We start from the raw sequence: 25,591 nt of genomic DNA, 5'->3' as shown, positions 1-25,591 counted from the left end.
TTTAGTAAGAATTAAACGCCTTGGAAGATTTCGATTTCTTTGCTGTCAGCAGTTAGCTTAACGATTGCTTTACGACGACGGCTAGTAAAACCAGCGTGACGACCAACGCGTTTTGCTTTCGGCTTGTAGTTCATGATGTTCACTTTTTCTACTTTAACACCAAAGATCGCTTCTAGAGCATCTTTAACTTCTGTTTTATTAGATTTAACGTCCACATCGAACGTGTATTTTTTTTCAGCCATCATTTCCATAGAACGTTCAGTGATAACTGGGCGCTTAATGATATCACGAGGATCTCTCATTATGCAAGCACCTCCTCTACTTTTTCCACTGCCGCTTTTGTCATGATTAGCTTATCATGATGAAGCACGTCTAAAACGTTTACGCCATCAGCAGTGATTACTGTTACTCCAGGGATATTGCGAGCAGATAACTCTACAGATTCGTTTGCATCAGCAGTTACGATAAGAGCTTTCTTCTCAACAGTTAATCCTTTAAGTACTGCTAGCATATCTTTTGTTTTTGGTGCATTTAACACTAGGTCTTCAAGAACTACAATGTTGTTCTCAACTACTTTAGTAGCTAATGCAGATTTGATTGCTAAACGACGAACTTTCTTAGGGAGTTTGTACGCATAGCTTCTTGGTGTAGGTCCGAATACCGTACCACCACCACGCCATTGAGGAGAGCGGATAGACCCTTGACGAGCACGTCCAGTTCCTTTTTGACGCCATGGTTTACGACCACCACCGCGAACTTCAGAGCGAGTTTTTACTTTGTGTGTACCTTGACGTAAAGATGCACGTTGCATCATTACAGCTTCGAAAAGTACAGCTTCATTTGGTTCGATACCGAAAATAGCTTCAGCTAATTCGATTTCACCAACCTGTGAACCAGTTTGGTTATATACAGTAACTTTTGGCATTGGAATTCCTCCTTCCTATTGTGAATTATTTGCTAACCTTCACAGCGCCTTGAACAACTACAAGAGATTTCTTAGCACCTGGAACGTTACCTTTTACTAGTAATAAGTTGCGCTCAGTGTCAACTTGAACGATTTCTAAGTTTTGGATAGTAACTTGGTCTCCACCCATACGTCCAGCAAGTTTTTTGCCTTTGAATACACGGTTCGGAGCAACTGGGCCCATTGAACCTGGACGACGGTGATAGCGAGAACCATGAGACATAGGTCCGCGAGATTGTCCGTGGCGTTTGATAACACCTTGGAAACCTTTACCTTTAGAAATTCCTGTTACATCAACGATTTCACCTGTAGCGAATACGTCAACTTTTACCTCTTGACCAACCTCTAATCCGTCCACGTCTGCATCGCGGATTTCGCGAATGAAGCGCTTAGGAGTTGTAGATGCTTTAGCAGTGTGGCCTTGTTCAGGTTTGTTAGTTAACTTTTCACGCTTATCTTCAAATCCTAACTGAATTGCGTTGTAGCCATCAGTTTCAGTTGTTTTCTTTTGAAGAACAACGTTTGGATTAGCAGCGATAACTGTTACTGGGATTAACTCACCGTTCTCAGCAAATACTTGAGTCATACCGATCTTTCTTCCTAAGATTCCTTTGGTCATGAGTTACACCTCCTACATTTTTAAGTTATATAAATTATAGTTTGATTTCGATATCTACACCAGATGGTAAGTCTAAACGCATTAATGAATCTACTGTTTGTGGAGTAGGACTCACGATGTCGATTAGACGTTTGTGCGTGCGCATTTCGAATTGCTCACGAGAATCTTTGTACTTATGAACAGCACGAAGAATTGTGTAAACAGTTTTTTCAGTTGGTAATGGGATCGGACCAGAAACTGTTGCCCCAGAACGCTTAGCTGTTTCTACAATTTTCTCAGCTGACTGATCAAGAATACGGTGATCGTAAGCTTTTAAACGGATACGAATTTTTTCTTTTGCCATTATTTTCCCTCCTTCGTTCGCCTATTTCTAAAATAGACCTTCTCCATGGAAATTTCCTCACACCATGCCATGGCAAAGCGGCCGGGTGTGTCAGCAACCTTCCACTTCATCGCAGTCAAAGACCAACATTGTCTATTATACAATGTTATTCGTCTAGATGCAAGCATCTTTTTGTTTGCATCTGCTTTTCTCTACTTTTGCTATTATACATGGCACTTTAAAGAATTTCAAGTTTTCATCTAGCAGAATTCATTTTACAGTTTCTGGATTTCAGTTTTAATGATTTCACATTATTATAGAAGAAACTCGTCAAAACATGAAACAATCATTTTGTTCATTATATAAATGCAAACAAAAACCCCAAGGGAAAATCCCTCGGGGTTTTTTATATCAGTTAAGATTACTCAACGATAGTAGCAACTACGCCGTAACCTACTGTACGTCCACCTTCACGAATAGAGAATTTAGTTCCCTCTTCGATAGCGATTGGAGCGATAAGTTCGATAGTCATTTCTACGTTGTCACCAGGCATTACCATTTCAGTACCTTCTGGTAATTGGATGATACCAGTTACGTCAGTTGTACGGAAGTAGAACTGTGGACGGTAGTTAGCGAAGAATGGAGTGTGACGTCCACCTTCTTCTTTAGATAATACGAAAACTTCAGCTTTGAATTTAGCGTGAGCTTTTACAGAACCGCTTTTTGCAAGTACTTGTCCACGTTGGATGTCTTCACGAGCAACCCCACGAAGTAAAGCACCGATGTTGTCACCAGCTTGAGCTTGGTCAAGAAGTTTACGGAACATTTCTACACCAGTTACAGTTGTAGAAGCATTTTCTTCAGCAAGACCGATGATTTCTACAACGTCACCAACTTTAACGATACCGCGCTCAACACGACCAGTAGCAACTGTACCACGACCTGTGATAGAGAATACATCCTCTACAGGCATTAAGAATGGTTTGTCAGTTTCACGTTCTGGAGTTGGGATGTAAGCATCAACTTCAGCCATTAATTCAATGATTTTTGCTTCCCAATCAGCTTCTCCTTGAAGAGCTTTAAGAGCAGAACCTTTGATTACAGGAATGTCATCGCCTGGGAATCCGTATTCAGATAATAGGTCGCGAACTTCCATTTCTACTAATTCTAATAATTCTTCGTCGTCTACCATGTCGCATTTGTTTAAGAATACAACGATGTAAGGTACACCTACTTGACGAGAAAGAAGGATGTGCTCACGAGTTTGAGGCATTGGGCCATCAGCAGCAGATACTACTAAGATACCGCCGTCCATTTGAGCAGCACCAGTGATCATGTTTTTAACATAGTCAGCGTGACCTGGGCAGTCAACGTGTGCATAGTGACGAGTTTCAGTTTCGTACTCAACGTGTGCAGTTGAGATTGTGATACCGCGCTCTCTTTCTTCTGGAGCAGCATCGATTTGATCGTATCCGCGTGCTTCAGCACCACCAGCTTTTGCAAGTACTGTAGTGATCGCAGCAGTTAATGTAGTTTTACCATGGTCAACGTGGCCGATTGTACCGATGTTAACATGGGGTTTAGAACGTTCGAATTTAGCTTTAGCCATTCTAAATTCCTCCTTAGTTTATATAGGTTATTTTATATTTAGGCTAGAAAGCGAAACTTGCGTCCCACTTTCTAAGCTTACATAAGTAGTTATACGTGAAGAATCGATAAAAATCAATTATTCACCTTTATTTTTTTTGATAATTTCTTCAGAAACAGACTTTGGTACTTCTTCATAGTGATCAAACACCATAGAGAATGTTCCGCGTCCTTGAGTGTTAGAACGTAATGACGTTGCATAACCGAACATTTCAGAAAGTGGAACCATAGCGCGAACAACTTGAGCGTTACCGCGAGCTTCCATACCTTCTACACGTCCACGACGAGATGTTACGTCACCCATAATGTCACCCATGTACTCTTCAGGAATTACAACTTCAACTTTCATCATTGGCTCAAGAATTACTGGGTTACATTTAGAAACCGCAGCTTTAAGTGCCATAGATGCAGCGATTTTGAACGCCATCTCAGATGAATCGACATCATGGTAAGATCCGTCAACTAATGCAGCTTTAATGTCTACTACTGGATATCCAGCAAGTACACCATTTTTAAGTGCATCTTCAAGACCTGCGCCTACAGCTGGGATGTATTCACGTGGAACAACACCACCGACGATCTTGTTTTCGAATTCGAATCCTTTACCTTCTTCATTAGGTTCAAACTCAATCCAAACGTGACCGAATTGTCCACGTCCACCAGATTGACGAGCGAACTTACCTTCAACTTTCGCAGCAGAGCGGAAAGTCTCACGGTATGCTACCTGAGGAGCACCAACGTTTGCTTCAACTTTGAACTCACGGCGCATACGGTCAACGATGATATCAAGGTGAAGTTCACCCATACCAGCGATGATTGTTTGGCCAGTTTCTTGGTCAGTGTGAGCACGGAATGTTGGATCTTCTTCAGAAAGCTTAGATAATGCTGTACCCATTTTATCTTGGTCAGCTTTTGATTTTGGTTCGATAGCTACAGAGATAACTGGCTCTGGGAATTCCATAGACTCAAGGATAACAAGGCTCTTCTCGTCACAAAGAGTATCACCAGTAGTAGTATCTTTTAAACCTACAGCAGCAGCGATATCACCAGCGTAAACTGTTGAGATCTCTTCACGGCTGTTAGCGTGCATTTGTAGGATACGACCTACACGCTCACGCTTACCTTTAGTTGAGTTTTTCACGTATGATCCAGAGTTTAACACACCAGAGTACACACGGAAGAATGTTAACTTACCAACATAAGGGTCAGTCATGATTTTGAATGCTAGAGCTGAGAAAGGCTCTTCATCGCTAGACTTACGTTCTACTTCTTCATCTGTATCCGGAAGAGTACCTTTGATTGCAGGTACATCTAATGGAGATGGTAGGTAGTCGATAACTGCGTCTAACAGAATTTGAACACCTTTGTTTTTGAATGCAGAACCACAGATTACTGGGAAGAATTCTACAGAAGTTGTAGCCTTACGGATACCAGCTTTAAGCTCTTCTACAGTGATTTCTTCACCTTCTAGGTACTTCATCATCATTTCTTCATCAAGCTCAGCTACCGCTTCAATAAGTTTTCCACGGTATTCTTCAGCTAGTTCTTTATGCTCTTCAGGAATTTCAACACGTTGAATGTCTGTTCCTAAATCGTTACCGTACATGTAAGCACATTCTTCAACAAGATCAATGATACCATTGAACTCATCTTCAGCACCGATTGGTAACTGAATTGGGTGTGCGTTTGCTTGTAAACGATCGTGGATTGTTCCTACAGAGTATAAGAAATCTGCACCGATTTTATCCATTTTGTTAACGAATACGATACGAGGTACGCCGTAAGTAGTAGCCTGACGCCAAACAGTTTCTGTTTGTGGTTCTACACCAGATTGTGCATCAAGTACTGCTACTGCGCCATCAAGTACGCGTAAAGAACGTTCTACTTCTACTGTGAAATCTACGTGACCTGGAGTGTCAATGATGTTTACACGGTGACCTTTCCATTGTGCTGTAGTTGCAGCAGAAGTAATTGTGATACCACGCTCTTGCTCTTGCTCCATCCAGTCCATCTGAGATGCACCTTCGTGAGTTTCACCGATTTTGTGAATACGTCCTGTGTAGTACAGAATACGCTCAGTAGCTGTTGTTTTACCAGCATCGATGTGAGCCATGATACCAATATTACGAGTGTTTTCTAAAGAGAACTCTCTTGCCATTTGGTGTCTTGCTCCTTCCATATATGGATTGGATTTTTTATTTTAAGTAGCAAAAAAGCCACTTTATATTGTTACACATGTCAGTATGTCCAGTACCCTCATTATGTAAAACGAGCGCCCAACGAAAGGGAGAGGCATTCTCCCTCTCCACACTTCCATAAGCGACAAATAAAGCGGTTTATGCTTACATTTATTTTACGTTGAATCCTACCAACGGTAATGAGCAAATGCTTTGTTAGCTTCTGCCATTTTATGAGTGTCTTCACGTTTCTTAACAGATGCACCAGCGTTGTTAGCTGCATCTAAGATTTCGTTAGCAAGACGCTCTTCCATAGTTTTTTCACCACGAAGACGAGCGTAGTTTACTAACCAACGAAGACCTAAAGTTGTACGGCGTTCTGGACGAACCTCAACTGGAACTTGGTAGTTAGCACCACCAACACGACGAGCGCGTACTTCAAGAACAGGCATAATGTTCTTAAGAGCTTGCTCGAATACTTCCATTGGCTCTTTACCAGTACGTTCGCTTACGATATCGAACGCATTATAAAGAATTGTTTGAGATTTACCTTTTTTACCGTCAACCATCATTTTGTTGATAAGGCGTGTTACTAGCTTCGAATTGTACATTGGATCTGGTAACACGTCACGTTTTGCAACAGGTCCTTTACGAGGCATATTGAGTTCCTCCTTTCATTAAAAAGTTATTATTTCTTAGCCGCTTTAGGCTTTTTAGTACCGTATTTAGAACGGCCTTGCATACGCTTGTCAACACCAGCTGTATCAAGCGCACCACGAACGATGTGGTAACGTACCCCTGGTAAGTCTTTTACACGACCACCGCGAATTAATACTACGCTGTGCTCTTGTAAGTTGTGACCGATACCTGGGATGTATGCTGTTACCTCAATACCATTTGTTAAACGAACACGAGCATATTTACGTAACGCTGAGTTAGGTTTCTTTGGAGTCATTGTACCAACACGAGTACATACACCACGTTTTTGAGGTGCAGAGATATCAGTTGATTTTTTCTTTAAAGAGTTAAAACCTTTGTTTAACGCAGGTGATTTAGATTTCCATACTTTATCAGTACGACCATTTCTCACTAATTGGTTAATAGTAGGCATTTGATTATCCTCCCTTCGCATGTTTGTATGACCACATATCCAGGTGGTTCATTATTAGTTGAAAACAAAGTTTTTGCAAGGGAGAGCAAATGCTCTCTCCTCACAAAAACAGTTTTAACTTATTATTCCTATTGCTGAAGCTCCCACTTGAATCCCCGCAACTTTTCCAAGTTTACGAACTGATTCAACTTTGGTTATGGGTATGTTATGTTGCAATGCAGTGCGAATGATAACATGGGTTAACCGCATATCAGCATCTTCTGCAATGACAACTTCTTTAACTATACCATTTTTGATTGCTTCCAATGTACGTTTATGACCAACGACTACATTTTCAGCATTTGACACTTTTTGATAAGACATATAAATATCCTCCAAAGCATCGTTCAGGAGCAACCTTGCTTATAGTAACATTTTGACTCATACAATGTCAACTAGGATTAACTGTTTTTATACAAAATTTACGACGGAAAATTTTACTGTTCCACATAAACTTCATCGTTTTCTACATTCATGTCATCTTGTGTTGTTTTAACAAGATCCACTTTGCGATAACGATTCATACCTGTTCCAGCAGGAACAAGTTTACCGATAATAACATTTTCTTTCAATCCTAGAAGCTCATCGCGTTTACCCTTAATCGCTGCATCAGTTAAGACACGAGTTGTTTCTTGGAACGATGCTGCAGATAAGAATGAATCTGTTTCAAGTGAAGCTTTTGTAATACCAAGTAGAACTGGTCTAGCTGTTGCTGGTTGTTTACCTTGCAGTAACACCTTCGCATTCGCATCAGTAAACTGATGGATATCTAGTAATGTTCCTGGTAATACATCTGTTTCACCTGCATCACTCACACGTACTTTACGTAACATTTGGCGTACCATTACTTCTACGTGTTTGTCACCAATTTCTACCCCTTGCATACGGTATACTTTTTGAACTTCACGTAATAAGTATTCTTGAACTGCCGTAATGTCCGTTACTTTTAGTAATTCTTTCGGATCGATAGAACCTTCTGTTAACTCTTTACCGTGGCTAATTTTCTGTCCTGGAATTACTTTCAGACGAGCACCGTAAGGAATAGCATACGTACGAGCTTCAACTTCACCCTGTACAACTACTTCTTGGCGATCTTTAACATCGTTGATCGCTGCGATAACACCGTCGATTTCACTGATAACAGCCTGACCTTTCGGATTACGAGCTTCGAAGATCTCTTGGATACGAGGTAAACCTTGAGTGATATCATCTCCGGCAACCCCACCTGTATGGAACGTACGCATCGTTAACTGTGTACCTGGCTCACCGATAGATTGAGCTGCGATAATACCTACCGCTTCCCCTACTTCTACGTCTGTTCCAGTTGCTAAGTTACGACCGTAACACTTCTTACATACACCATGGCGAGTGTTACACGTAAACGCTGAACGAATGTTTACAGTTTCAACACCCGAATTTTCAACGATATGAGCGATATCTTCAGTAATTAATTGATTTTCAGCAACTAATACTTCACCTGTTTCAGGATGTTTTACAGTTTTTCTTGCAAAACGTCCAACAAGACGATCATATAATGACTCAATAACTTCATTACCCTCTTTAATCGCACCAATTAATAAACCGCGATCTGTTCCACAATCATCTTCACGAACGATTACATCTTGTGCAACGTCAACAAGACGACGTGTTAAGTAACCAGAATCGGCAGTTTTCAGTGCTGTATCGGCAAGACCTTTACGCGCACCATGCGTAGAGATGAAGTACTCAAGTACTGTTAAACCTTCACGGAAACTTGATTTGATTGGAAGTTCGATGATACGACCAGATGGATTGGCCATCAGACCACGCATACCAGCAAGCTGAGTAAAGTTCGATGCGTTACCACGGGCACCGGAATCACTCATCATGAAGATTGGGTTGCGTTTATTCAAGGACTTCATCAGTTTTCCTTGGATAACATCTTTTGCATTACTCCAAATAGAGATAACGCGATCGTAACGTTCTTCTTCCGTGATTAAACCGCGACGGAATTGTTTAATTACATTATCTACTTTCGCTTGTGCTTCGTGGAGAATTTCATCTTTTTCACCTAATACAAGAATGTCAGATACCCCAACTGTAATACCAGCTTTTGTAGAGTACTTGAATCCTAAGTTTTTCATACGGTCAAGCATGCGAGACGTTTCTGTAATTTTGAAACGTTTAAACACTTCCGCAATGATGTTACCAAGGATTTTCTTGCTGAATGGCGCCACTTCTTCGCGACTAGCAATAATCTCTTTAATGTTCGCACCTTTTTCAACGAAATATTTCGCTGGTGTTTCTTTTTCAAGGTTTGAATTTGTTGGTTCATTAATATAAGGGAACGACTCTGGTAAGATTTCGTTAAATATTAATTTACCAACTGTTGTTAATAGAAGCATACTCTTCTGCTCTTCAGTAAATGTTGCGTTGTTTACTGCGCTTGCAGCTACTGCAACACGTGTATGAAGATGTACATATCCATTTTGATATGCAAGTAATGCTTCGTTCGCATCTTTGAAGACCATACCTTCACCGATTGCACCTTCACGCTCAAGTGTTAAGTAGTAGTTACCTAATACCATATCCTGAGATGGAGTAACAACTGGTTTACCGTCTTTCGGGTTCAAGATGTTTTGTGCCGCTAACATAAGAAGACGAGCTTCTGCTTGTGCTTCTGATGATAAAGGTACGTGAACGGCCATTTGGTCACCGTCAAAGTCCGCGTTGTATGCAGTACATACAAGTGGGTGAAGACGGATTGCGCGACCTTCTACTAATGTAGGTTCAAACGCCTGAATACCAAGACGGTGAAGTGTTGGTGCGCGGTTTAGAAGTACTGGATGTTCTTTAATCACAGATTCTAAAACGTCCCAAACTTCAGGTTGTACACGCTCGATTTTACGTTTCGCACTCTTAATGTTGTGTGCTAATCCTTTTTCAACTAACTCTTTCATTACGAAAGGTTTGAACAATTCAAGCGCCATCTCTTTCGGTAATCCACATTGATACATCTTTAAGTTCGGTCCTACAACGATTACAGAACGACCAGAGTAGTCAACACGTTTACCTAATAAGTTTTGACGGAAACGTCCTTGTTTACCTTTAAGCATGTGAGATAGTGATTTTAATGGACGGTTACCTGGTCCAGTAACTGGACGGCCACGACGACCATTATCGATTAATGCGTCTACAGCTTCTTGTAACATACGTTTTTCGTTTTGAACGATAATGCTTGGTGCACCTAAGTCCAATAGACGTTTTAAACGGTTGTTACGGTTAATTACACGACGGTATAAGTCGTTTAAGTCAGAAGTAGCAAAACGTCCACCATCTAACTGTACCATTGGGCGTAGTTCTGGTGGGATTACTGGTAGAACATCTAAGATCATCCAAGATGGCTCATTTCCAGAGTTACGGAATGCTTCTAATACTTCTAGACGTTTAATAGCACGAGTACGGCGTTGTCCTTGTGCTGTTTTTAATTCTTCTTTTAAGAAGTCTACTTCTTTATCTAAATCGATGTCTTGTAATAGCTTTTTAATCGCTTCTGCACCCATAGCAGCTTGGAATGTGCTACCATATCGATCACGATATGCACGGTATTCTTTTTCAGAAAGTAATTGCTTCTTATCAAGTGGTGTATCTCCACTTTCTGTTACAACATAAGAAGCGAAATAAATTACTTCTTCAAGCGCGCGAGGGGACATGTCTAAGACAAGTCCCATGCGGCTCGGGATACCTTTGAAATACCAAATATGAGATACAGGAGCAGCTAATTCGATATGACCCATACGTTCACGACGTACTTTCGCACGCGTTACTTCAACACCACATCGATCACAAACTACACCTTTATAACGTACACGTTTGTATTTTCCGCAATGACATTCCCAGTCCTTTTGTGGTCCGAAAATACGCTCACAGAACAAGCCATCTTTTTCAGGCTTTAACGTACGATAGTTAATTGTTTCTGGTTTCTTAACTTCACCGTATGACCAAGAACGAATCTTGTCAGGTGAAGCAAGTCCAATCTTCATATATTCAAAGTTATTTACATCTATCAAGGGGCCTACCTCCCTTTTAGTCTACAGGTTATCCCAATTATTCCTTAGTTGTCTCAACTTCGACATTCAATTTGTCTGCTGATTGATGATCATCGTCATCTTCCGTATCACGCATTTCAATTTCTGTATCGTCGCTAGACATCATTTTAACGTCCATACCTAAACTTTGCAGCTCTTTAATCAATACTTTGAATGATTCAGGAACGCCTGGTTCTGGAACATTTTCGCCTTTAACAATTGCTTCATACGTCTTAACACGTCCAACAACATCATCAGACTTCACTGTTAAGATTTCTTGAAGAGTATAAGCAGCACCGTAAGCTTCAAGTGCCCAAACCTCCATCTCACCGAAACGCTGTCCACCGAACTGAGCTTTACCTCCAAGAGGCTGCTGCGTTACAAGTGAGTATGGTCCAGTAGAACGAGCATGAAGTTTATCGTCAACCATGTGCGCAAGTTTGATCATATACATGACACCAACAGATACACGGTTATCGAATGGTTCACCAGTACGTCCGTCATACAGGATTGTTTTCGCGTCATTTGCCATACCAGCTTCTTCAATTGTGCCCCAAACATCTTCCTCACGAGCACCATCGAATACTGGTGTTGCAATGTGAATGCCAAGGTATCTTGCTGCCATACCAAGATGAAGCTCTAATACCTGACCGATATTCATACGAGATGGTACCCCTAATGGGTTTAACATGATATCGATTGGCGTACCGTCTGGTAAGTAAGGCATATCTTCTTCTGGTAAAATACGAGAGATAACACCTTTGTTACCGTGACGTCCGGCCATCTTGTCACCTTCAGAGATTTTACGTTTTTGAACGATATATGCACGCACAAGTTGATTCACGCCTGGTGGCAATTCGTCGCCATCTTCACGGTTGAATACTTTTACGTCTAAGATAATACCGCCACCACCGTGTGGTACACGTAGTGATGTATCACGTACTTCACGCGCTTTTTCTCCAAAGATAGCATGTAATAGACGTTCTTCAGCTGTTAATTCTGTTACACCTTTAGGTGTTACTTTACCAACAAGTAAATCTCCATCTTTTACTTCCGCACCAACGCGAATGATACCGCGCTCGTCAAGGTTACGTAATGCATCTTCCCCAACGTTTGGAATATCACGTGTGATTTCTTCTGGTCCAAGCTTCGTATCACGAGCTTCTGACTCATATTCTTCAATATGAATAGAAGTATACACATCATCTTTTACAAGGCGCTCACTCATAATGATCGCATCCTCGTAGTTATAACCGTCCCAAGTCATGAAGCCAACAAGCACGTTACGTCCAAGTGCTAGTTCACCTAATTCCATAGAAGGACCATCCGCAAGGATTTCACCTTTTACAACTTCATTTCCAACACTTACGATTGGACGTTGGTTGTAGCAAGTTCCTTGGTTAGAACGAATGAATTTTTGCATTTTGTAGCGATCTAAGTCGCCTTTTACTGTTTGACCGTCAACTTCTACATAGCGACGTACCCAAACTTCACGTGCTTCTACGCGCTCAACAATACCAGGGTGTTTACAGATTACTGCAGCACCTGAGTCTTTTGCTGATACGTACTCCATACCTGTACCTACAATCGGTGATTCCGGATTCATTAACGGAACCGCCTGACGTTGCATGTTCGCTCCCATAAGTGCGCGGTTAGAGTCATCGTTTTCTAAGAACGGAATACAAGCTGTCGCTGCCGACACTACTTGTTTTGGTGATACATCCATGTAGTCGATGCGTTCTTTATTTGTGACAATGTTTTCACCACGGAAACGAGCTACGATATCTTCATCAAGGAATTCTCCTTCTTCAGATAATTTCATATTCGCTTGGGCTACAACATAATTATCTTCTTCATCTGCTGTTAAATAATCAACATGCCCTGTTACAAGACCAGTTTCTGGGTCAACACGACGGTATGGTGTTTCAATGAAACCAAACTCATTTACTTTCGCGAATGAAGATAATGAGTTAATCAAACCGATGTTTGGTCCCTCTGGTGTTTCAATCGGACACATACGACCATAGTGAGAGTAGTGAACGTCACGTACTTCAAAGCCTGCGCGCTCACGCGTTAAACCACCAGGTCCTAATGCAGATAGTCTTCGTTTGTGAGTTAACTCTGCTAATGGGTTTGTTTGGTCCATGAACTGAGATAACTGAGAACTTCCGAAGAACTCTTTAATAGATGCAATAACAGGACGAATATTAATTAATGCCTGTGGTGTAATTGCATTTGTATCTTGGATCGACATTCTCTCACGAACAACACGTTCCATACGAGAAAGACCGATACGGAATTGATTTTGTAATAGTTCTCCAACAGAACGCAGACGACGGTTTCCTAAGTGGTCGATATCATCTGTATCCCCTACTTTGTATAGTAGGTTGAAGAAGTAACTGATAGAAGCAAGGATATCACCTGGTGTGATGTGTTTTACATCGCGAGTAATATTTGCATTACCAATTACGTTAATTACGCGCTCGCCTTCTGACTCAGGAGCATAAATCTTAATAGATTGCAGCTCAACATCGCCTTCTACCACTCCACCCATTGGTTTCGCTGTTTTGAATCCAATGTTTTTCTCTAAGTAAGGTAAAATGCGATCAAGTGTACGACGATCTAAGATTGTTCCTTCTGCCGCTAAAATTTCACCAGTTTCTGGATCCACTAATGTTTCAGCTAAACGTTGATTAAACAATCTGTTTTTAATGTGTAACTTTTTGTTGATCTTGTAGCGACCTACATTTGCTAAATCGTAGCGCTTTGGATCAAAGAAACGAGACACAAGTAAGCTCTTAGCATTTTCTACTGTTGGTGGCTCACCAGGACGTAGACGCTCATAAATTTCAAGCAATGCTTTTTCTGTGCTATCTGTGTTGTCTTTTTCTAATGTGTTGCTTAAGTATTCGTTATCACCTAAAAGCTCGGTGATTTCTTGATCAGAGCCAAACCCTAATGCGCGTAACAAAACAGTTACAGGAAGTTTACGCGTACGGTCAATACGCACATATACAACATCCTTAGCATCTGTCTCATACTCTAACCAAGCTCCGCGGTTTGGAATTACAGTAGCAGTAAAACCACGTTTTCCGTTTTTATCCACTTTGCCACTATAGTATACGCTTGGAGAGCGAACTAACTGGGAAACGATAACACGTTCTGCACCGTTAATTACGAATGTTCCAGTCTCTGTCATGAGTGGGAAATCTCCCATGAACACATCTTGTTCTTTTACTTCACCAGTTTCCTTGTTGATTAGACGCACTTTTACACGAAGTGGTGCTGCATACGTCACATCACGCTCTTTGCATTCGTCTACAGAGTATTTAGGTTCACCTAAGCTGTAGTCGATAAATTCAAGCGATAGATTTCCCGTAAAGTCTTCAATCGGAGAAATGTCTTGGAACATTTCTCGCAAACCCTCATCAAGAAACCACTGATAAGAAGAGGTTTGAATTTCGATAAGATTTGGTAACTCTAATACTTCACTAATACGGGCATAACTTCTTCGTTGGCGGTGGCGTCCGTATTGAACTAGTTGACCTGTCAACTGCTTCACCCCTCAAATCATGAGTATTATAAATGCACAAAAAAATTTGTGCAAAATCACAAATAAATACAACTACTGCTATTTAGCGTAGTCTTTTTCTCTTAAAGATAAATACGTTGAGTCTTTCTACCTGTTCAAAAAAGAAAAATGGCTTCTATAAGAAAACCATCATTCTGTTTCATAATCTGCTGATTTTACTATCTTTTCCAAGAGAAACAAAAATATACATCTTTCTCAACGCAGAAAATCATATATTGGCATTGTATAATGTTAACATAGCCAAAAATAACCGTCAACGTTTTTTTGATTTTATGATATAATATCCTTTTTTCTTTTCTACAACTTCGACTTCAGAAAATACTTCTTCTAGTTTCTTCAGCGCAGATGGTGCACCTTGTTTCTTTTGAATAACAATCCACAACTCCCCACCTGGAACTAAATGTTCTATAGCTTTTTCTAAAATCTCATGCACGATATCTTTACCTGCACGAATTGGAGGATTAGATAGAATAGCAGCATACATACCATCTACATTTTCATAGACGCTACTTTGAAAAATGTGCACATTTCCAATTCTATTGTTAGCGGCATTTTCTTTCGCAAGCTCAAGTGCCCTTTCATTCACATCCACCATGTGAACTTTACGGTCTTGAAACTCTTTCGCCAACGATAAACCAATTGGTCCATATCCACAACCTACGTCTAATATGTCACCTTTAATATCTGGCACTTGAAACGCTTCAATTAAAAGACGAGAACCAAAGTCCACTTCGTTTTTCGAGAACACCCCACGGTCAGATAAGAAAGTAAATTGAGATCCACGAAGCGTAAATTTCCATCGCTTACGATCACTTTTACTAGAAGGGTCATTAGAAAAATAATGGTCTGCCATATGGCCACCTCTTTTCTTTACAGTTAAAAAAAAAGCTCGCATGAGAGCGAGCTTTTTTTAAAGCATCAAAAGTTAATTACTTAACTTCTACAGCAGCGCCAACTTCTTCAAGTTTAGCTTTGATTTCTTCAGCTTCTTCTTTAGCAGCAGCTTCTTTGATTACTTTTGGAGTGTTGTCAACTAATTCTTTAGCTTCTTTTAAGCCAAGACCAGTGATTTCACGAACAACTTTGATAACTTTGATTTTTTGTGCACCAGCGCTAGTTAGTTCCACATCAAATTCAGTTTTCTCAGCAGCAGCTTCTCCAGCGCCACCAGCAACAGCTACAGGAGCAGCAGCAGTTACGCCGAATTCTTCCTCGATAGCTTTTACTAAGTCGTTAAGTTCTAATACAGTCATAGATTTAACTGCTTCAATGATTTGTTCTTTAGTCATTGTAAATATCCTCCCTTAAATAGGTTTGTATTGTTTTATCGATAATACGTAATTATCTTTTAAAAAATTAAGCGCCTTGCTCTTCCTTTTGGTCTGCAACTGCTTTAGTAGCAAGTGCAAGGTTACGGATTGGAGCTTGAAGAACGCTAAGAAGCATAGAAAGTAAGCCTTCACGTGATGGAAGAGTAGCGATAGCTTTAACCTCATCAAGTGTTACAAGTTTACCTTCGATTACGCCTGCTTTAATTTCTAAAGCTTCATGATCTTTAGCGAAGTCGTTTAATACTTTCGCAGGAGCAACTACATCCTCGTTACTGAACGCGATTGCGTTTGGTCCTGTTAAGAATTCATTTAACTCAGCCATTTCAGCAGATTCTGCAGCACGACGAGTTAGAGAGTTTTTGTAAACTTTGAACTCAACGCCAGCTTCACGTAATTGCTTACGTAATTCTGTTGCTTCAGAAACTGTTAAACCACGGTAGTCAACAACGATTGTAGATTTACTAGCGCGAAGTTTGTCCGCGATTTCAGTTACAACTTGTTGTTTAGTTTCGATTACTTTGCTCATGTTATTACACCTCCTGTAGATTATATAGAAGATGTACCGAAAGTGCACTAAAAACCTCCATGCCCAACTTGTAGACATGGAGGCATATAGTCACAGAAAAAAATTCCGCTTCGTATATTAACACCTAGGTAGGAAATTAAGTCTATTGACACCTACTGTCTACGGTACACTAATTAAATTCACAACATAAATGATTATATTAAAACTTCTTTATGAAGTCAACTTCCAAAATTTACGCTAATGTAGAAACGTCTACACGTACGCCAGGTCCCATTGTAGAAGCAACTGTTACGTTCTTCATGTAAGTACCTTTTGCAGCAGCTGGCTTAACTTTTTGTAAAGTGTCAGCGATTGTTCTGAAGTTTTCTACTAATTTAGCATCTTCGAAAGATACTTTACCGATTGGAACGTGGATGTTACCAGCTTTATCAACGCGGTATTCAACTTTACCAGCTTTGATTTCGTTAACAGCTTTAGTTACATCGAAAGTAACTGTTCCAGTTTTAGGGTTTGGCATTAAACCTTTAGGTCCTAATACGCGACCAAGTTTACCAACTTCACCCATCATGTCAGGAGTTGCTACTACTACATCGAAATCGAACCAACCTTGTTGGATTTTACCGATGTAATCAGCATCGCCTACGAAGTCAGCTCCAGCAGCTTCAGCTTCTTTAGCTTTTTCACCTTTAGCGAACACTAATACACGTTGTACTTTACCAGTACCGTGTGGAAGAACAACTGCACCACGGATTTGTTGGTCAGCTTTCTTAGGGTCAACACCTAAACGGAATGCAGCTTCTACAGTTGCATCAAATTTAGCTGTGTTTGTTTTCTTTACTAATTCTACTGCTTCTGTTGCAGAGTAAGCAGCTGCACGATCAACAAGCTTTGCAGCTTCTACGTACTTTTTACCTCTTTTAGCCATTTTTATTTCCTCCTCGAATGTGGTTTTAGCGGAATAACCTCCCACGTTTACGCTTATTTTCAGGTATAACCTGAGGATGCGCGCCACCCATTTATTTAAAAACGATAATCATTTACGATAATAAAGGTTGCGAATTGGAATTCCAGACCCGCAACCTTTTTTAAAAAACAAATCGAATTAGTCTTCGATAACGATGCCCATACTGCGTGCAGTACCTTCAACCATACGCATTGCAGCTTCTACGCTAGCAGCGTTTAGGTCAGGCATTTTAGTTTCAGCGATTTCGCGTACTTTATCACGCTTAACAGTTGCCACTTTATTACGGTTTGGTTCACCAGAACCAGACTCAATACCAGCTACTTTCTTAAGAAGAACAGCAGCAGGAGGAGTTTTAGTAATGAAAGTGAATGAACGGTCCTCAAATACCGTAATTTCAACAGGGATGATAAGACCAGCTTGATCTGCTGTACGAGCGTTAAACTCTTTACAGAAGCCCATGATGTTAACACCTGCTTGTCCTAATGCTGGACCAACTGGTGGAGCTGGGTTAGCTTTACCTGCAGGAATTTGAAGCTTTACCATTTTAATTACCTTTTTAGCCACGAGACACACCTCCTTAAGTCCGTGATGTGGTCAATTGGACAGTGATTTGCCCTCCCACGTCATATTTTATCTCTAAGGATAAAATCTTTCAAAAAACGTCTCCGATAACGAAGACGTACTGACTTAAAAGATATTATCACTTTTTACAATTCATTTCAAGTTTCATTTTATAATTTTTCAATTTGATGGAAGTCAAGTTCAACTGGAGTCTCGCGACCAAACATGTCCACAAGCACACTAACCTTCTTCTTCTCCACATCAATTTCTTCGATAGCACCTGTATAATCTGCGAATGGTCCCTCATTTACACGTACTGTCTCATGAAGTTCAAAGTCGAAATCAACCACTTCGTTGTCCATTCCCATATGTTTCATAATGGTAACAACTTCCTCTTCTAATAGAGGTGATGGTTTAGATCCAGAACCAGAAGAACCAACGAACCCAGTTACACCTGGCGTGTTACGTACAACATACCAAGAGTCATCAGTCATGATTAATTCTACTAATACATAACCTGGGAACACTTTTCTTTTCATTAATTTTTCTTTACCGTTTTTCATTTCTACTTCTACTTCTTCCGGGACAACAACACGGAAAATTTTATCTTGCATACCCATTGATTCTACACGTTTCTCTAGGTTTGCTTTTACTTTATTTTCATATCCAGAATAAGTATGGACAACATACCAACTTTTTTCCATTCATTTAGGACGAGCGTCCTTCCCTCCCTGACGTACATTTTTTTGCGCAAATGAAAAAACCCGTTCACCGGGCTTTTACACAGTTCTTATAAATAACATTATATCATGGATAAGTGCTTCTTATTCAAGAATTAACCGAATTAAAGAAGAAATGCCCATATCAACTACTGCGAAGAAAATCGCAAAGAAGACAACTGTAGCGATAACAGTCGCTGTTGAACGGAGTAATTCATCTTTTTTAGGCCAACTTACTTTTTTCATTTCGCGACCTACATCGCCGAAAAAGTTCGTTAAACGCATCTACGGGACCTCCAGTGTATTATTTCAATTATTTATTTTGTTTCCTTGTGAACTGTATGCTGATTGCATGTTTTACAAAATTTCTTTATTTCAAGTCGCTCTACTGAGCTCGTATCTTTCATCGTAGAGTAGTTTCGATTTTTACACTCTTCACATGAGAGTACAACTTTTTTCCTCATTAGTTACACCAACCTTGTAACATTATGTCCCTAAAAATGTATCATACAATAAAAGACAATGTCAATGACATGCCTTTTGTACTCGCTACAAAAAGAAAACAGGTGATTTTTTACACCTGTAGCTCTTGTTATTAATTTGAAGTGGTACTCTCTCTCATTTCCATATATCGTTCCAATTTCCGCTTCACTCTCTGTAAAGCGTTATCAATAGATTTCACATGTCTATTTAACTGTTCCGAAATCTCTTGATAAGAACGACCGTCTAGATATAAAGAAAGCACTTTCTTTTCTAAATCGCTTAATAATTCAGATATTTTAGATTCTATGTCGGTATATTCTTCCTGACTTATAATCATTTCTTCAGGATCAGTTACCTTCGCTTCCGAAATAACATCTAATAATGTCCGATCAGATTCCTCGTCATAAATCGGTTTATCTAAAGACACATATGAATTTAACGGAATATGTTTTTGCCTGGTTGCTGTTTTAATAGCGGTAATAATTTGTCGAGTGATACACAGTTCAGCAAATGCTTTGAATGAAGACAGCTTGTCCTCTTTATAATCACGGATCGCTTTAAACAATCCAATCATACCTTCTTGAACAATATCTTCTCGATCGGCACCCACTAAGAAATAAGATCTCGATTTCGCGCGAACAAAGTTCTTATATTTGTGAATCAAATATTCTAGAGCGTCAGTATTACCTTTTCGAACTAACTCAACGATTGCCTCATCTTCTAAATCACGAAATGTAACGTCGCCTACACTTACGAAGCCTGCTTCCACCTTGATCCCTCCGACCGCTATTTATTTAGAAATATTATACAGTAAAAAGACAAAGAGCGTCAATGCTTCAACGCTCTCCTCTTCTTAATTTTTCTAACTTTTCTGTAATATCTTTACTAAATATCTTTCGCATAGCAGGTTGCTTTTCTTTTGTGTCTTGTGTACGCCTTCTTACTTGTTGCTCCATCGCTTGTACTTCCAACTCTAATTCCCGCGCAGATTTCCGGAGCGCACCTTGAGCAAATATAACCCATTGTTCCGTATAATCAGAAGTCGCAACATATATTTGCGTATTTATATTTCTAAGCTCAATTGCAAGTTGCTCTATCTTTTCATCTGCAGTTTGATTCTTCCTCGTGAATATAACTTCCACACGTGATTGTTTCATCTTTTTTTCAATACCGTGGACTGTATAAGCATCAAAAACGATCATTACCTTTGTACCTGTGTAACCTTGGTAATCCGCCATCTTATCAATCAGTGCATCTCTTGATGATTGCAAATCTACATCCCGTAGTTTTTTCAAGTCTCCCCAAGCTCCAATAATGTTGTAACCGTCAACGATTAAAATATCGTTCATTTTTTATTTACCAATTTCGTTACGTTTACGATATACCTCATACATTAACAAACTTGCGGCCACTGAAGCATTTAAGGATGTAACTTTACCAACCATCGGTAAAGTAATTAAGAAATCACATTTTTCACCAATAATACGACTCATACCTTTTCCTTCACTTCCAATTACTAATCCAATTGGCATTTTACCATCTAAATTACGGTAATCCGTTTTTCCTTTTGCATCTGTACCAGCAATCCAAAGTCCACGTTCTTTTAATTCATCGATTGTACGAGATAAATTCGTTACACGTGCAACAGGAATATATTCAATTGCCCCAGTAGATGCTTTCGCAACTGATGCAGTAAGTCCCACAGCTCTTCTTTTCGGAATTATAATTCCATGAGCTCCTGTCGCGTCCGCAGTACGCATAATAGAACCGAGGTTATGCGGGTCTTCAATTTCATCTAAAATTAAGAAGAATGGATCTTCATTACGCTTCTCTGCTACTTTGAATAGATCTTCTAGCTCAGCATATTGATATGCGGCCACTTGAGCAATTACACCTTGATGGTTCCCCTCAACTAATTGATCTAACTTCTTTTTTGGTGCATGTTGCAAAATAATTTTATTTTCTTTCGCTAGTGCTAGTACAATTTGTACTTGTCCTTTGGCAGCACCTTCTGCGATCCAAATTTTATTAATATCTCTCCCTGATCGTAACGCTTCAATTACAGGGTTACGTCCGATAATATATTCACTACTCATGATGATGTGCCCCCTTCCTTTTCTTCTAGAACAGCAATTGCCTTATATACAATTTCGTCTAATCTTTCACGATTATTTAATAAGTGATGATAGCCAATTAACGCTTCAAAGGCTGTACTATGTCGATATGTTTGTACATCTGTATTTTTCGGAACAGTACCTGAATTTGCATTACGCCCTCTTCTTAGTACTGCCTCTTCTTCCTCAGTTAAAAACGCTGTCTCTAATAAATGATAAACAACTTTCGCCTGTGCTTTTGCCGAAACAAAGCTTGTCCCTAATCGATGCAACTGATTAGGACGAACCTTCCCTTTTTGAAGTAGGTGATAGCGGATATATTGTTCATATACCGCATCACCCATATATGCTAACGCTAAGCTGTTTAATTGCTTTGCATCAATCATTCTTATCCTCTTTTCCATCTTGTACCTTGAGCGGTATCTTCTAAAATAATATTACGATCTTTTAAATCATCGCGAATTTGATCTGATAATGCAAAATCACGATTTTTACGAGCTTCAATACGTTTTTGAATAAGCGCTTCAATTTCTTCATCTAGTAACTCTTCTTGCGCTAATTCTAACCCTAGAATATCAAATAATGTTTCAAGCTGTTTTACGTATGCTTCAATTACCACTGTAGACGTATGTTCTTCCAGTAAATATTGATTTGCATGATTTGCTACATTATATAACTCAGTGATTGCATTGGCAGTATTGAAGTCATCATTCATCGCTTCTTCAAATGCAGTTTGGAATTTTTTCAGGTCAGCTAACCACTTCTCATCATGATCTGTTAAATCCGTACTACTTTCCATACGGTGTTTTAAATTACCGTAAGCTGTTTTAATTCTTTCCAGTCCGTTATTTGTGCTTCGTAATAACTCTTCACTGAAATTAATTGGGTGACGGTAGTGTACTGATAGCATAAAGAATCTAATTAACTGCGGATCATATTGCTTAATGATATCGTGAACTAAAATGAAGTTCCCAAGTGACTTAGACATTTTCTCATTATTAATATTAATATATCCATTGTGCATCCAATAACGTGCAAATGTTTTTCCTGTTAACGCCTCAGACTGCGCGATTTCATTCTCGTGATGAGGAAATGCCAAGTCTTGACCACCAGCGTGAATATCAATTGTATCCCCTAAGTATTTACGCGCCATTGCCGAGCACTCGATATGCCAGCCTGGGCGACCTTGACCCCAAGGGCTTTCCCAGAAGATTTCTCCTTCTTTCGCAGCTTTCCATAGTGCAAAATCAAGAGGGTCTTGTTTCTTTTCTCCTACTTCAATACGCGCACCGTGACGTAAGTCCGCGATCGGTTGATGTGATAACTTACCGTACCCTTCGAATTCCTTCGTTCTAAAGTACACATCCCCTTCTGATTCATATGCATATCCTTTATTCACAAGTTCTTGAATAAATTCAATAATGATATCCATATTTTCTGTTACACGCGGATGAACTGTTGCATGTTTGCAACCTAGTGCCGTTACATCTTCAAAATATGCTTCCACGAAACGGTCCGCAATTGTCGGCACATCTTCACCTAATTCATTTGCCGCTTTAATTAATTTATCATCTACGTCAGTAAAGTTAGATACATACTGCACATCGTATCCTTTATATTCTAAATAACGGCGCACTGTATCAAATACCATAGGTGGTCTTGCGTTCCCGATGTGAATATAGTTATAAACTGTAGGTCCGCATACATACATCTTTACCTTATTTTCTTCTAATGGAATAAACTCTTCCTTTTGACGTGTTAACGTATTATAAATGTGAATAGTCATTTTTATCCTTCCTTTCTACCTTTACTTCAAGTTGTTTTTTCAATTTATCAAGTTCTACTTCCATGACCTTTAATTTATCAAAAATTGGGTCTGGAAGGTCGGAATGATTCAATTCTTGACCAATCTTTACGCCATTTTGAATAACGACTCGGCCAGGTATACCTACAACTGTAGAATGTGCAGGGACTTCTTTTAATACGACAGAACCTGCTCCAATTTTAGAATTCTCTCCAACTGTAATAGAACCCAGTACTTTAGCACCTGTGGCAATTAATACATTATCCTGAATTGTAGGGTGCCTCTTTCCCTTTTCTTTACCCGTACCACCTAATGTAACTCCTTGATAGATCGTTACATTATCACCAATTTCGCACGTTTCTCCAATTACAACTCCCATTCCATGGTCAATGAAAAAACGACGACCAATTGTTGCTCCTGGATGAATCTCAATGCCAGTAAAGAAACGACTAACTTGTGAGATCCAACGTGCAATAAAGAAGAAATTCTTTTTATAAAAAGCATGTGCAATTCGATGGGCCCAAACTGCATGTAATCCAGAGTAAGTCAAAATGACTTCGAAATAACTTCTTGCCGCTGGATCCTGTTCAAAAACGACTTCAATATCTTCCCGAAGCCTCTTAAACATCGACGTTCCCTCCCCTTTATGGGCTGCTTTTTCGAGTGAACTAACTCCCTACTTATCCCCCTAAATCTTTATACACGTGGATAAAACTTATACTCATACCCAATTTTACGGTATAAAAAAAGGCGTCTCTGTCATATTGACAGAGACGCCTTATAAGCGCGGTTCCACTCTGTTTAGGCTAAAAAAGCCTCAAACTCATCTCTGATAACGGTGTACACCGCTTCTGCTTACTTTACGTCCTAAGACGTTTCGCAAAACAATTTGCTGTTCAGCAGAAGACTCGAAGGGGCATTTCAAAAATCCGCTTATAAACCACTTCCAGCCTAAGGTGGTTCTCTCTGTAAAAAGCCTGATTTTCTACTTCTCCTTCTCGTCGCTTTTCCTTATTAGGTTTTAAGTATACTTATTATATTTCTAAACCTAGAAAATGTTAACCAATTACTTTTTGAAGACGATTTAAAACTTTTTCTTTTCCAAGAAGTGCAATAGCATTAGGAAGCTCTGGACCGTGTGTTTGACCAGTAGTTGCAACACGGATTGGCATAAATAAGTTTTTACCTTTATGACCTGTTTCCTTTTGAACTGCTTTAATAGCCGCCTTAATAGCTGCCGGTTCCATAGCTTCTAGTGCTTCTACTTGACCAGCAAATGCACGAAGTACTTCTGGTACTTGTTCACCTTTTAATACTTCTTGTCCTTCTTCTTCATAATCAACATGATCTTTGAAGAACATTTCAGAAAGCTCTACAATTTCAGCTCCAAAGCTCATTTGTTCATGATATAACGCAATTACATCACGAATCCAAGCTTGTTCTTGTTCACTTAAAGTTTCACCTATACGTCCAGCCTTCACTAAATGCGGTAAGCTTAATTCTACCACCGTATCTAAATCTTGCTTTTTCATATATTGGTTGTTCATCCATTTTAGTTTTTGAGAATCAAATAATGCAGGTGATTTTGATAAACGAGCTGCATCAAACATTTTGATAAACTCTTCTTGAGAGAAGATTTCTTCTTCTCCTACTGGCGACCAACCTAGTAGTGCAATAAAGTTAAAGATTGCTTCTGGAAGATATCCAAGCTCTTTATATTGCTCAATAAATTGAATAATAGATTCATCACGCTTACTTAATTTTTTACGGCTTTCATTTACAATTAAAGTCATATGACCGAATTGCGGAATATCCCAACCGAAAGCTTCATAAATCATCATTTGTTTTGGCGTGTTTGAAATATGGTCATCACCACGAAGTACGTGTGTAATTTCCATTAAGTGATCATCTACTGCTACTGCAAAGTTATAAGTTGGAATTCCATCTTTTTTCACGATAACGAAATCACCGAAATCATTTGAATGGAATGCAACTTCATCTTTTACAATATCTTTAAATGTGTAATCACGGTCAGCTGGTACGCGGAAACGAATACTTGGAATACGTCCCTCAGCTTCAAATTCTTTCACTTGCGCTTCAGTTAAATCACGGTGGTTACCTGCGTAACGAGGTGTTTCACCACGAGCAATTTGCCCTTCGCGTTCTGCTTCTAGCTCTTCTTCTGTCATATAACATTTGTAAGCTAAACCACGCTCTAATAAATCTTCATATAACTTTTTATAAATATCTAAACGCTCTGTTTGACGATATGGTCCAAATTCACCACCAACATCAACACCTTCATCCCAGTCCATACCGAGCCATTTCAAGTATTTTAATTGGCTTTCTTCTCCACCAGCAACATTACGTTTTACATCAGTATCTTCAATACGAATAATAAACTTACCATCTTGATGACGAGCAAATAAATAATTAAATAATGCCGTACGCGCATTTCCGATATGTAAGTGTCCTGTTGGACTTGGCGCATAGCGCACTCTCACTTGCTTTTCCATAATTGGTACACCTTCCATTCTTAATGTCAACACAT

Annotated in this window: 26 protein-coding genes and 2 other annotated features; all 26 genes read right to left on the bottom strand. The window is 39.6% G+C overall.

The features are described from left to right. Positions 1–11 precede the first annotated feature (11 nt). Complete coding sequence (gene rplW / locus PSR14_RS00680; protein ID WP_001205558.1) at positions 12–302, bottom strand: 50S ribosomal protein L23; 291 nt, start codon at positions 300–302, stop codon at positions 12–14. Further along, a complete protein-coding gene (gene rplD / locus PSR14_RS00675) occupies positions 302–925 on the bottom strand; it encodes a 50S ribosomal protein L4 (protein WP_001127258.1) in 624 nt (207 codons plus the stop codon). Before rplD ends, rplW begins: the two co-directional genes overlap by 1 nt. A gap of 25 nt (positions 926–950) precedes the next feature. Next, a complete protein-coding gene (rplC, locus tag PSR14_RS00670) occupies positions 951–1,583 on the bottom strand; it encodes a 50S ribosomal protein L3 (RefSeq protein WP_000160207.1) in 633 nt (210 codons plus the stop codon). 34 nt (positions 1,584–1,617) lie between these two features. Continuing rightward, positions 1,618–1,926 (bottom strand): 30S ribosomal protein S10, encoded by a 309-nt coding sequence (gene rpsJ, locus PSR14_RS00665; protein WP_001040596.1) that lies wholly within the window; start codon positions 1,924–1,926, stop codon positions 1,618–1,620. A 400-nt stretch (positions 1,927–2,326) separates the two neighbouring features. After that, a complete protein-coding gene (tuf, locus tag PSR14_RS00660; protein ID WP_001029615.1) occupies positions 2,327–3,514 on the bottom strand; it encodes an elongation factor Tu in 1,188 nt (395 codons plus the stop codon). 117 nt (positions 3,515–3,631) lie between these two features. Continuing rightward, positions 3,632–5,710 (bottom strand): elongation factor G, encoded by a 2,079-nt coding sequence (gene fusA / locus PSR14_RS00655; RefSeq protein WP_000090373.1) that lies wholly within the window; start codon positions 5,708–5,710, stop codon positions 3,632–3,634. A 207-nt stretch (positions 5,711–5,917) separates the two neighbouring features. Further along, the gene (gene rpsG, locus PSR14_RS00650; RefSeq protein WP_001137493.1) at positions 5,918–6,388 is read right to left on the bottom strand and encodes a 30S ribosomal protein S7; all 471 of its coding nucleotides are present in this window, start codon (positions 6,386–6,388) and stop codon (positions 5,918–5,920) included. A 29-nt stretch (positions 6,389–6,417) separates the two neighbouring features. Then, positions 6,418–6,840 (bottom strand): 30S ribosomal protein S12, encoded by a 423-nt coding sequence (gene rpsL / locus PSR14_RS00645; RefSeq protein WP_001142340.1) that lies wholly within the window; start codon positions 6,838–6,840, stop codon positions 6,418–6,420. 114 nt (positions 6,841–6,954) lie between these two features. After that, complete coding sequence (locus PSR14_RS00640) at positions 6,955–7,203, bottom strand: 50S ribosomal protein L7ae-like protein (protein ID WP_000121830.1); 249 nt, start codon at positions 7,201–7,203, stop codon at positions 6,955–6,957. Positions 7,204–7,316: 113 nt separating this feature from the next. Next, a complete protein-coding gene (gene rpoC / locus PSR14_RS00635) occupies positions 7,317–10,928 on the bottom strand; it encodes a DNA-directed RNA polymerase subunit beta' (RefSeq protein WP_000567937.1) in 3,612 nt (1,203 codons plus the stop codon). Positions 10,929–10,965: 37 nt separating this feature from the next. Further along, positions 10,966–14,499: a DNA-directed RNA polymerase subunit beta gene (gene rpoB / locus PSR14_RS00630; protein WP_000147554.1), complete on the bottom strand. Its 3,534-nt coding sequence runs from the start codon at positions 14,497–14,499 to the stop codon at positions 10,966–10,968. 292 nt (positions 14,500–14,791) lie between these two features. Next, positions 14,792–15,391, bottom strand: coding sequence for a class I SAM-dependent methyltransferase (locus PSR14_RS00625; protein ID WP_098487237.1), 600 nt, complete (start codon positions 15,389–15,391; stop codon positions 14,792–14,794). Between the two features lie 76 nt (positions 15,392–15,467). Next, positions 15,468–15,827, bottom strand: a complete 360-nt coding sequence (gene rplL / locus PSR14_RS00620; protein ID WP_000159736.1) for a 50S ribosomal protein L7/L12 — start codon at positions 15,825–15,827, stop codon at positions 15,468–15,470. A gap of 67 nt (positions 15,828–15,894) precedes the next feature. Then, positions 15,895–16,395 (bottom strand): 50S ribosomal protein L10, encoded by a 501-nt coding sequence (rplJ, locus tag PSR14_RS00615; protein ID WP_000048716.1) that lies wholly within the window; start codon positions 16,393–16,395, stop codon positions 15,895–15,897. Positions 16,396–16,434: 39 nt separating this feature from the next. Continuing rightward, positions 16,435–16,578 (bottom strand) — a sequence feature (ribosomal protein L10 leader region). Between the two features lie 49 nt (positions 16,579–16,627). Next, positions 16,628–17,320 carry a 50S ribosomal protein L1 gene (gene rplA, locus PSR14_RS00610; protein ID WP_002020168.1) on the bottom strand — a complete coding sequence of 231 codons (693 nt, stop codon included), beginning with the start codon at positions 17,318–17,320 and terminating at the stop codon, positions 16,628–16,630. 177 nt (positions 17,321–17,497) lie between these two features. Continuing rightward, positions 17,498–17,923 (bottom strand): 50S ribosomal protein L11, encoded by a 426-nt coding sequence (gene rplK / locus PSR14_RS00605; protein ID WP_001085872.1) that lies wholly within the window; start codon positions 17,921–17,923, stop codon positions 17,498–17,500. Positions 17,924–18,090: 167 nt separating this feature from the next. After that, positions 18,091–18,624 (bottom strand): transcription termination/antitermination protein NusG, encoded by a 534-nt coding sequence (gene nusG, locus PSR14_RS00600; protein ID WP_000415794.1) that lies wholly within the window; start codon positions 18,622–18,624, stop codon positions 18,091–18,093. Between the two features lie 120 nt (positions 18,625–18,744). Further along, a complete protein-coding gene (gene secE / locus PSR14_RS00595) occupies positions 18,745–18,924 on the bottom strand; it encodes a preprotein translocase subunit SecE (protein ID WP_001241320.1) in 180 nt (59 codons plus the stop codon). Between the two features lie 32 nt (positions 18,925–18,956). After that, positions 18,957–19,103 carry a 50S ribosomal protein L33 gene (rpmG, locus tag PSR14_RS00590; RefSeq protein WP_002070160.1) on the bottom strand — a complete coding sequence of 49 codons (147 nt, stop codon included), beginning with the start codon at positions 19,101–19,103 and terminating at the stop codon, positions 18,957–18,959. Positions 19,104–19,234: 131 nt separating this feature from the next. Then, on the bottom strand, positions 19,235–19,891 hold the full coding sequence (locus PSR14_RS00585) for an RNA polymerase factor sigma-70 (RefSeq protein ID WP_098487238.1): 657 nt from the start codon (positions 19,889–19,891) through the stop codon (positions 19,235–19,237). Between the two features lie 67 nt (positions 19,892–19,958). Then, positions 19,959–20,471, bottom strand: coding sequence for an NYN domain-containing protein (locus PSR14_RS00580; protein ID WP_000997883.1), 513 nt, complete (start codon positions 20,469–20,471; stop codon positions 19,959–19,961). Between the two features lie 3 nt (positions 20,472–20,474). Next, positions 20,475–21,218: a 23S rRNA (guanosine(2251)-2'-O)-methyltransferase RlmB gene (gene rlmB, locus PSR14_RS00575; RefSeq protein WP_000093759.1), complete on the bottom strand. Its 744-nt coding sequence runs from the start codon at positions 21,216–21,218 to the stop codon at positions 20,475–20,477. After that, entirely contained in the window at positions 21,215–21,622 is a 408-nt protein-coding gene (locus PSR14_RS00570; protein WP_000564261.1) for a Mini-ribonuclease 3, read from the bottom strand. Before PSR14_RS00570 ends, rlmB begins: the two co-directional genes overlap by 4 nt. A gap of 2 nt (positions 21,623–21,624) precedes the next feature. Next, positions 21,625–23,022 (bottom strand): cysteine--tRNA ligase, encoded by a 1,398-nt coding sequence (gene cysS, locus PSR14_RS00565; RefSeq protein WP_000152257.1) that lies wholly within the window; start codon positions 23,020–23,022, stop codon positions 21,625–21,627. After that, the gene (gene cysE / locus PSR14_RS00560) at positions 23,003–23,668 is read right to left on the bottom strand and encodes a serine O-acetyltransferase (RefSeq protein WP_000476500.1); all 666 of its coding nucleotides are present in this window, start codon (positions 23,666–23,668) and stop codon (positions 23,003–23,005) included. Before cysE ends, cysS begins: the two co-directional genes overlap by 20 nt. Before the next feature lie 138 nt (positions 23,669–23,806). Further along, positions 23,807–24,051 (bottom strand) — a binding site (T-box leader). A 47-nt stretch (positions 24,052–24,098) separates the two neighbouring features. Next, complete coding sequence (gene gltX / locus PSR14_RS00555) at positions 24,099–25,556, bottom strand: glutamate--tRNA ligase (protein ID WP_000415154.1); 1,458 nt, start codon at positions 25,554–25,556, stop codon at positions 24,099–24,101. Between the last annotated feature and the right edge of the window lie 35 nt (positions 25,557–25,591).

Source organism: Bacillus sp. A01H (assembly GCF_045277205.1).
Lineage (GTDB): Bacteria > Bacillota > Bacilli > Bacillales > Bacillaceae_G > Bacillus_A > Bacillus_A paranthracis.
Note: the sequence above shows the minus strand (reverse complement) of the source record. Positions and strands in the feature narration are given on the sequence as shown.

What these genes read in the sequence shown, in the direction of transcription:
- rplA (WP_002020168.1), bottom strand. Translation starts at nt 17,320, where the DNA reads ATGGCTAAAAGAGGTAAAAAGTACGTAGAAGCTGCAAAGCTTGTTGAT.
- rplJ (WP_000048716.1), bottom strand. Translation starts at nt 16,395, where the DNA reads ATGAGCAAAGTAATCGAAACTAAACAACAAGTTGTAACTGAAATCGCG.
- rpsG (WP_001137493.1), bottom strand. Translation starts at nt 6,388, where the DNA reads ATGCCTCGTAAAGGACCTGTTGCAAAACGTGACGTGTTACCAGATCCA.
- rpsJ (WP_001040596.1), bottom strand. Translation starts at nt 1,926, where the DNA reads ATGGCAAAAGAAAAAATTCGTATCCGTTTAAAAGCTTACGATCACCGT.
- secE (WP_001241320.1), bottom strand. Translation starts at nt 18,924, where the DNA reads ATGCGTTTAACGAACTTTTTCGGCGATGTAGGTCGCGAAATGAAAAAA.
- rpsL (WP_001142340.1), bottom strand. Translation starts at nt 6,840, where the DNA reads ATGCCTACTATTAACCAATTAGTGAGAAATGGTCGTACTGATAAAGTA.
- PSR14_RS00570 (WP_000564261.1), bottom strand. Translation starts at nt 21,622, where the DNA reads ATGATTGATGCAAAGCAATTAAACAGCTTAGCGTTAGCATATATGGGT.
- rplD (WP_001127258.1), bottom strand. Translation starts at nt 925, where the DNA reads ATGCCAAAAGTTACTGTATATAACCAAACTGGTTCACAGGTTGGTGAA.
- PSR14_RS00625 (WP_098487237.1), bottom strand. Translation starts at nt 15,391, where the DNA reads ATGGCAGACCATTATTTTTCTAATGACCCTTCTAGTAAAAGTGATCGT.
- rplW (WP_001205558.1), bottom strand. Translation starts at nt 302, where the DNA reads ATGAGAGATCCTCGTGATATCATTAAGCGCCCAGTTATCACTGAACGT.
- fusA (WP_000090373.1), bottom strand. Translation starts at nt 5,710, where the DNA reads ATGGCAAGAGAGTTCTCTTTAGAAAACACTCGTAATATTGGTATCATG.
- cysS (WP_000152257.1), bottom strand. Translation starts at nt 23,022, where the DNA reads ATGACTATTCACATTTATAATACGTTAACACGTCAAAAGGAAGAGTTT.
- PSR14_RS00580 (WP_000997883.1), bottom strand. Translation starts at nt 20,471, where the DNA reads ATGAACGATATTTTAATCGTTGACGGTTACAACATTATTGGAGCTTGG.
- tuf (WP_001029615.1), bottom strand. Translation starts at nt 3,514, where the DNA reads ATGGCTAAAGCTAAATTCGAACGTTCTAAACCCCATGTTAACATCGGT.
- gltX (WP_000415154.1), bottom strand. Translation starts at nt 25,556, where the DNA reads ATGGAAAAGCAAGTGAGAGTGCGCTATGCGCCAAGTCCAACAGGACAC.
- nusG (WP_000415794.1), bottom strand. Translation starts at nt 18,624, where the DNA reads ATGGAAAAAAGTTGGTATGTTGTCCATACTTATTCTGGATATGAAAAT.
- rpmG (WP_002070160.1), bottom strand. Translation starts at nt 19,103, where the DNA reads ATGAGGAAAAAAGTTGTACTCTCATGTGAAGAGTGTAAAAATCGAAAC.
- rlmB (WP_000093759.1), bottom strand. Translation starts at nt 21,218, where the DNA reads ATGAGTAGTGAATATATTATCGGACGTAACCCTGTAATTGAAGCGTTA.
- rplL (WP_000159736.1), bottom strand. Translation starts at nt 15,827, where the DNA reads ATGACTAAAGAACAAATCATTGAAGCAGTTAAATCTATGACTGTATTA.
- PSR14_RS00640 (WP_000121830.1), bottom strand. Translation starts at nt 7,203, where the DNA reads ATGTCTTATCAAAAAGTGTCAAATGCTGAAAATGTAGTCGTTGGTCAT.
- rplC (WP_000160207.1), bottom strand. Translation starts at nt 1,583, where the DNA reads ATGACCAAAGGAATCTTAGGAAGAAAGATCGGTATGACTCAAGTATTT.
- cysE (WP_000476500.1), bottom strand. Translation starts at nt 23,668, where the DNA reads ATGTTTAAGAGGCTTCGGGAAGATATTGAAGTCGTTTTTGAACAGGAT.